At 63.5% G+C, this 5,242-nt stretch carries 4 protein-coding genes; 1 reads left to right on the top strand and 3 read right to left on the bottom strand.

The features are described 5' to 3' along the window. Window positions 1-70: 70 nt before the first annotated feature. Complete coding sequence (locus EN914_RS23375; RefSeq protein ID WP_024505078.1) at window positions 71-1,603, bottom strand: acyl-CoA carboxylase subunit beta; 1,533 nt, start codon at window positions 1,601-1,603, stop codon at window positions 71-73. Between the two features lie 409 nt (window positions 1,604-2,012). Here EN914_RS23375 and EN914_RS23370 point away from each other — a divergent pair, with 409 nt between their 5' ends. After that, window positions 2,013-3,437 carry a DEAD/DEAH box helicase gene (locus EN914_RS23370; RefSeq protein WP_024505079.1) on the top strand — a complete coding sequence of 475 codons (1,425 nt, stop codon included), beginning with the start codon at window positions 2,013-2,015 and terminating at the stop codon, window positions 3,435-3,437. Between the two features lie 103 nt (window positions 3,438-3,540). Here the strand turns inward: EN914_RS23370 and EN914_RS23365 are convergent, their stop codons facing one another. Further along, on the bottom strand, window positions 3,541-4,515 hold the full coding sequence (locus EN914_RS23365; RefSeq protein ID WP_024505080.1) for a carboxylesterase: 975 nt from the start codon (window positions 4,513-4,515) through the stop codon (window positions 3,541-3,543). Between the two features lie 79 nt (window positions 4,516-4,594). Next, the coding region (locus EN914_RS23360; RefSeq protein WP_127389290.1) for an SDR family NAD(P)-dependent oxidoreductase at window positions 4,595-5,242 on the bottom strand (648 nt) is incomplete at its 5' end.

Genomic DNA, 5,242 nt, shown 5'->3' with positions numbered 1-5,242 from the left:
GGGCAGCCCTGTCAGTGCCACGATGGGAGCGGGGTTCGGGGCGGCGGAAGAGGAGTGAGTTGCCGGCGCCTCACAGCGGGATGTTGTCGTGCTTCTTCCAGGGGTTCTGCATGTCCTTGTTGCGCAGCATGCGCAGCGCCCGGGCGATGCGGCGGCGAGTCGAGTGCGGCATGATCACCTCGTCGACATAGCCGCGCTCGGCGGCGACGAAGGGCGACAGGAAGCGATCCTCGTAAGCCTTTGTATGGGCTGCGATCTTTTCGGCATCACCGATGTCCTTGCGGTAAATGATCTCGACCGCGCCTCTGGCGCCCATCACCGCGATCTGCGCCGTTGGCCAGGCATAATTCATGTCGCCGCGCAGATGTTTTGAGGCCATCACGTCATAGGCGCCGCCATAGGCTTTGCGGGTGATGACGGTGATCTTCGGCACGGTCGCCTCGGCATAGGCGAACAGCAGTTTCGCGCCATGCTTGATCAGGCCGCCATACTCCTGCGCCGTGCCGGGCAGGAAGCCGGGGACATCGACGAAGGTGACGATCGGGATCGAAAAACAGTCGCAGAAGCGCACGAAGCGCGCCGCCTTGCGGCTGGCATCGGAATCGAGCACGCCGGCCAGCACCATCGGCTGGTTGGCGACGAAGCCCACCGTGCGGCCCTCGACGCGTCCAAAGCCGGTGACGATGTTCTTGGCAAAACTCTGCTGGATCTCGAAGAAATCGCCTTCGTCGGCGACCTTCAGGATCAGCTCCTTGATGTCGTAGGGCTTGTTGGCGTTGTCGGGAATCAGCCGGTCGAGCGACAAATCATGGTCGGTGACCGACTGGTAGCATTCGATCTCGGGAAGCTCCGATGTGTTGGAAGCCGGCAGCAGGTCGACCAGCCGGCGCATCTGCAGCAGCGCCTCGACGTCATTGTCATAGGCTCCGTCGGCGATCGACGATTTCGTCGTGTGGACGGAGGCGCCGCCGAGACTCTCGGCGGTCACCGTCTCGTTGGTCACGGTCTTCACCACATCCGGCCCGGTGACGAACATGTAGGAGGTGTCGCGCACCATGAAGATGAAATCGGTCATGGCAGGCGAATAGACGTCGCCGCCGGCGCACGGTCCCATGATCACGGAAACCTGCGGGATGACGCCTGAGGCCAGCACGTTGCGCTGAAAGATCTCGGCATAGCCGCCGAGTGCTGCCACGCCTTCCTGGATGCGCGCGCCGCCGGCATCGTAGAGGCCGATGATCGGCGCCCGGTTGCGCAGCGCCATCTCCTGCACCTTGATGACCTTCTCGGCATGCGCTTCCGACAGCGAGCCGCCGAACACGGTGAAGTCCTTGGCGAAGAGGTAGACCGGGCGGCCGTTGACGGTGCCCCAGCCGGTGACGACGCCGTCGCCCGCGATCTTGGTCTTTTCCATGCCGAAATCGGTCGAGCGGTGCTCGACATACATGTCGAACTCCTCGAACGAGCCCTCGTCGAGAAACACCTCGATGCGTTCGCGCGCGGTGAGCTTGCCCTTCTTGTGCTGGGCGTCGATGCGCGCTTGGCCGCCGCCCATGCGGGCGATCTCGCGGCGGCGCTCGAGTTCCTTCAGCACGTCCTTCATCGATTACCTCCCAAGCCAGCGGCATTTCGTGGTAATCGTGCCGGCAAGCGAGCGCAAGCGCCGCTTGCTCCGTGGATTTTGCTGCGCTGCAGCATGACGCCCCTTGCATTTGGTGGCGAACTGGGCCATATGCGGCGGCATAGGCGCTTGGGCCGGGACTTATCCGGCCTTCTCGACGAATGAGACTGGTTGCGTCTGTTTTCCCTCTTTCCGGTATATCGGCCCTTTTTCCGGTAAATCACAAAGCGGCGAAAAAGCCCCGTGGCATGATGCCTGCGGGCACGACAGCGCAGCCGAGTGGACGAACCCGTCCGCCCGCCTTGTCGTTTCATGAAAATTTGTTCGACGGCAGGTTGCGCCCTGCCGCCATCGATGTTTGCGGCCAGAAGCCGCGTGAAAGAAGATTATTTTGACCAACGAAAACACTTTGCCCGGCAGCAACACTGCGGAACTCACCGGTTTCGCGGCACTGGGTATTACGGGCGCGCTGCTCAAGGCCACCCACAACGCCGGCTTCACCGAGCCGAAGCCTATCCAGGCGCAGGCGATCCCGCCGCAGATGGAAGGCCGTGACATTTTCGGCATCGCCCAGACCGGCTCTGGCAAGACCGCGGCCTTCGCTCTGCCGATCCTGTCGAAGATCATCGCACTCGGCACCAAGCGCCGGCCGAAGACGGCGCGTGCGCTTATCCTGGCGCCGACGCGCGAACTCGCCGTGCAGATCGAGGACACGATCAAGATCCTCGCCAAGGGCGCGCATGTCTCGACCGCGCTCGTGCTTGGCGGCGTCTCGCGCTTCAGCCAGGTGAAGAAGGTTGCGCCCGGCGTCGATATCCTGATCGCAACGCCCGGCCGGTTGACCGACCTGGTGCGTGAGGGCGACCTCATGCTTGCCGACACCAAATGGCTGGTGCTCGACGAGGGCGACCGCATGCTCGACATGGGCTTCATCAACGACGTCAAGCGCATCGCCAAGGCGACCGCGCCCGATCGTCAGACGGTGCTGTTCTCGGCGACCATGCCCAATGAAATCGCCGAACTGGCCAAGGGCCTGCTGAAGAACCCGATCCGCGTCGAAGTCGCGCCGCAAAGCACGGCAGCGGCCGAGATCGTGCAAGGCGTCGTCTTTGCCCGCACCAAGCAGAAGCGCCAGGTGCTGTCGACGATGCTCGCCGATGAGGCGATGAAGTCCGTCATCATCTTCTCGCGCACCAAGCATGGCGCCGACAGGGTGACCAAGGACCTCGAGCGCGATGGCTTCAAGGCCGCCGTCATTCACGGCAACAAGTCGCAGAACGCCCGCCAGAAAGCGCTGAACGATTTCCGCGACGGCTCGGTGCGCATTCTGGTGGCGACCGACATCGCGGCGCGCGGCATCGACGTACCCGGCATCAGCCATGTCGTGAATTTCGATCTGCCTGATGAAGCCGAGAGCTACGTCCACCGCATCGGCCGTACCGGCCGCAACGGCATGGACGGCATCGCGATCACGCTTTGCGATCCTTCCGAGAACAGCAAGCTGCGCCAGGTCGAGCGCATCATCCGCACCAAGCTGCCGATCGTTGCCGACCATCTCGGCAGCCCCGATCCGCTGCGCAATCCGGCTGAAAAGAACGAGCGTTTCGAGCCGGCCAATGACCGCAACGACCGCAATGGCCGTCGCGACGGCAGGCGGCCCGGTGGCGAGAACAAAGGCAACGGCTTTGGCAAGAAGCGCTTCGGCGACAAGCCGGCCTTCGCCGGCGAGCGCAAGCCGGACGGCGCCAAGCCGGCCTTCAAGGGCAACAACAAGCGCCGCTTCGGCGGTAAGCGTCCGGCTGCGCGGGCCGCGTAAGCCAGACCGCGCTGCAGTCAGTCAAGCTTCGGCTGGCTGATTGCCGAGACGAAACAAGAAAAGGGCGGCCGAAGCGATGCTTCGGTCGCCCCTTTTCGTCGGCCTACTTCACCACCGCTTCGATCCAGACGGCGATCCTTTGCGCCAGAAACGCCGTGGTCGACGGCGACAGCGCGTCGCCGGCAATGACGTGATTGTCCGGGTCGCCAGTGTCGTCGACCGGAACCAGTTCATGCGGCGCGCCCCAGCGCCCGGCAATCTCGCGGCTGCGGTCGGCCCGCACCACTTTGTCCGAATCAGAAAAGATGAACAAAGCAGGGACGGTCGCCTTCTCCACCGGCGCGCCATAGGCAAGCTCGGTCAGCGCCTGCATCGGCAAGGTTGCTTCGATTGGATAGCGGGTGGTCCAGAATTTTTCATTCAGCGCGTTGCGCGGCACGAAGCTATGTTCCTTGCCGGCGACCAGCCTGGCGATTTGTTTGCCCCACGGCATGGTCAGGATCCCGGCGCCCGAAGTCTTGACGCCGAAGTTCGGGGAGATGAACGCAATCGCCGCCACCCCGTCCGACGCACCGGGCTGCGTTGCCGCCCAGACCGCCAGCGAGCCGCCGGTCGAAGTCGAGATGACGATCACCTTGTCGCCGATCGCCCGGCCGATGGCGAGCGCCTCCTCATAGTCGTTGATCCAGGCATTGATGCTGCCTTGCGTCATCGCCGCGCCATCCTGCCCATGACCGGTAAGCCGTGTGTAGAAGAGATTGGCGTCAAGCTGTTCCGCCACTTCGTCAGGCAGCGGGCGGACCTCGCCCTTCGATGCGGAAAAGCCGTGGATGTAGACGATCGATAGCGGGGTCCTGGCATGCACCAACGGATTGGCCCAGACGATCTCTTTCTCCAGCCCGTCTCGGATTCCGGGGATGGCGGCTTCCGCCTTTGCCACATAGGCCTGCGGATCGTCGCCGATGAGCGAGGGATCGAAACGGATCGTGGTGTCGACGCGAACGCGCGGGCCGAACACGAAGGCCAGTGCGAGAACGGCAATAAGGCCCAGCACAGCAAGCACGATCCGTCGCCCCATCGCAGACTCCACGCGGCACTTGTCTCAACCATGGCGACGGCGGCCCGAAAACGGGGAGCCTGCCAATTTCGCAGGCGTCCTATTCGATCGGCGGCTTGCGGTCGTAATGCAGAGGCCGCGCCTTCCAACTGGTCATCAGGCTGATAAACCCTCTGCACAGCGGCCTCGGCAGCAGGGCGAGCAGTTTCAGCGGCCAGCTTGTCCGGCGCGGGAAATGGACTTCGAAGCCGCCCGACTTGATGCCCCGCGCCATGCGGCGCGATGCGCGGCTGACCGGCATCAGTCCCGGCATCGGCAGCATGTTCTTCTCGGTCAGCGGGGTGTCGATGAAGCCTGGGTTGAACACCTGGATACGCACGTTCATCTTGTCGAAATCATACTTCAGCGACTCGGCCAGGATGTTGATGGCCGCCTTGGTGCCGCCATAGGCGGCCGTTGTCGGCCAGCCGAAATAGGATGTCACGGAGCCGACCAGCACGACATGGCCGCGCGCCCGCACACGCATGCGTTCGACCGCCGGCACGAGACCGTTGATGATGCCGAAATAATTGACCTCGAAGGACCGGCGAAAGTCGTTGACGACAAGATTCTCCCCCGGCGTCGAAATGTAATTCCCTGCATTGAAGATGGCGAGCACGATGGGACCGAGCTCCTTCTCGATGGCAGCGACGGTCCTTGCCATGCGCGGCTCGTCGGTGACGTCGCAGGGAAAGGCCGTGACGCTGCC

It is taken from the genome of Mesorhizobium sp. M7A.F.Ca.CA.001.08.2.1 (assembly GCF_003998455.1).
Lineage (GTDB): Bacteria > Pseudomonadota > Alphaproteobacteria > Rhizobiales > Rhizobiaceae > Mesorhizobium > Mesorhizobium ciceri.
Note: the sequence above shows the minus strand (reverse complement) of the source record. Positions and strands in the feature narration are given on the sequence as shown.

Coding starts and splice junctions, on each gene's coding strand:
- EN914_RS23365 (WP_024505080.1), bottom strand. CDS start 4,515: ATGGGGCGACGGATCGTGCTTGCTGTGCTGGGCCTTATTGCCGTTCTC.
- EN914_RS23375 (WP_024505078.1), bottom strand. CDS start 1,603: ATGAAGGACGTGCTGAAGGAACTCGAGCGCCGCCGCGAGATCGCCCGC.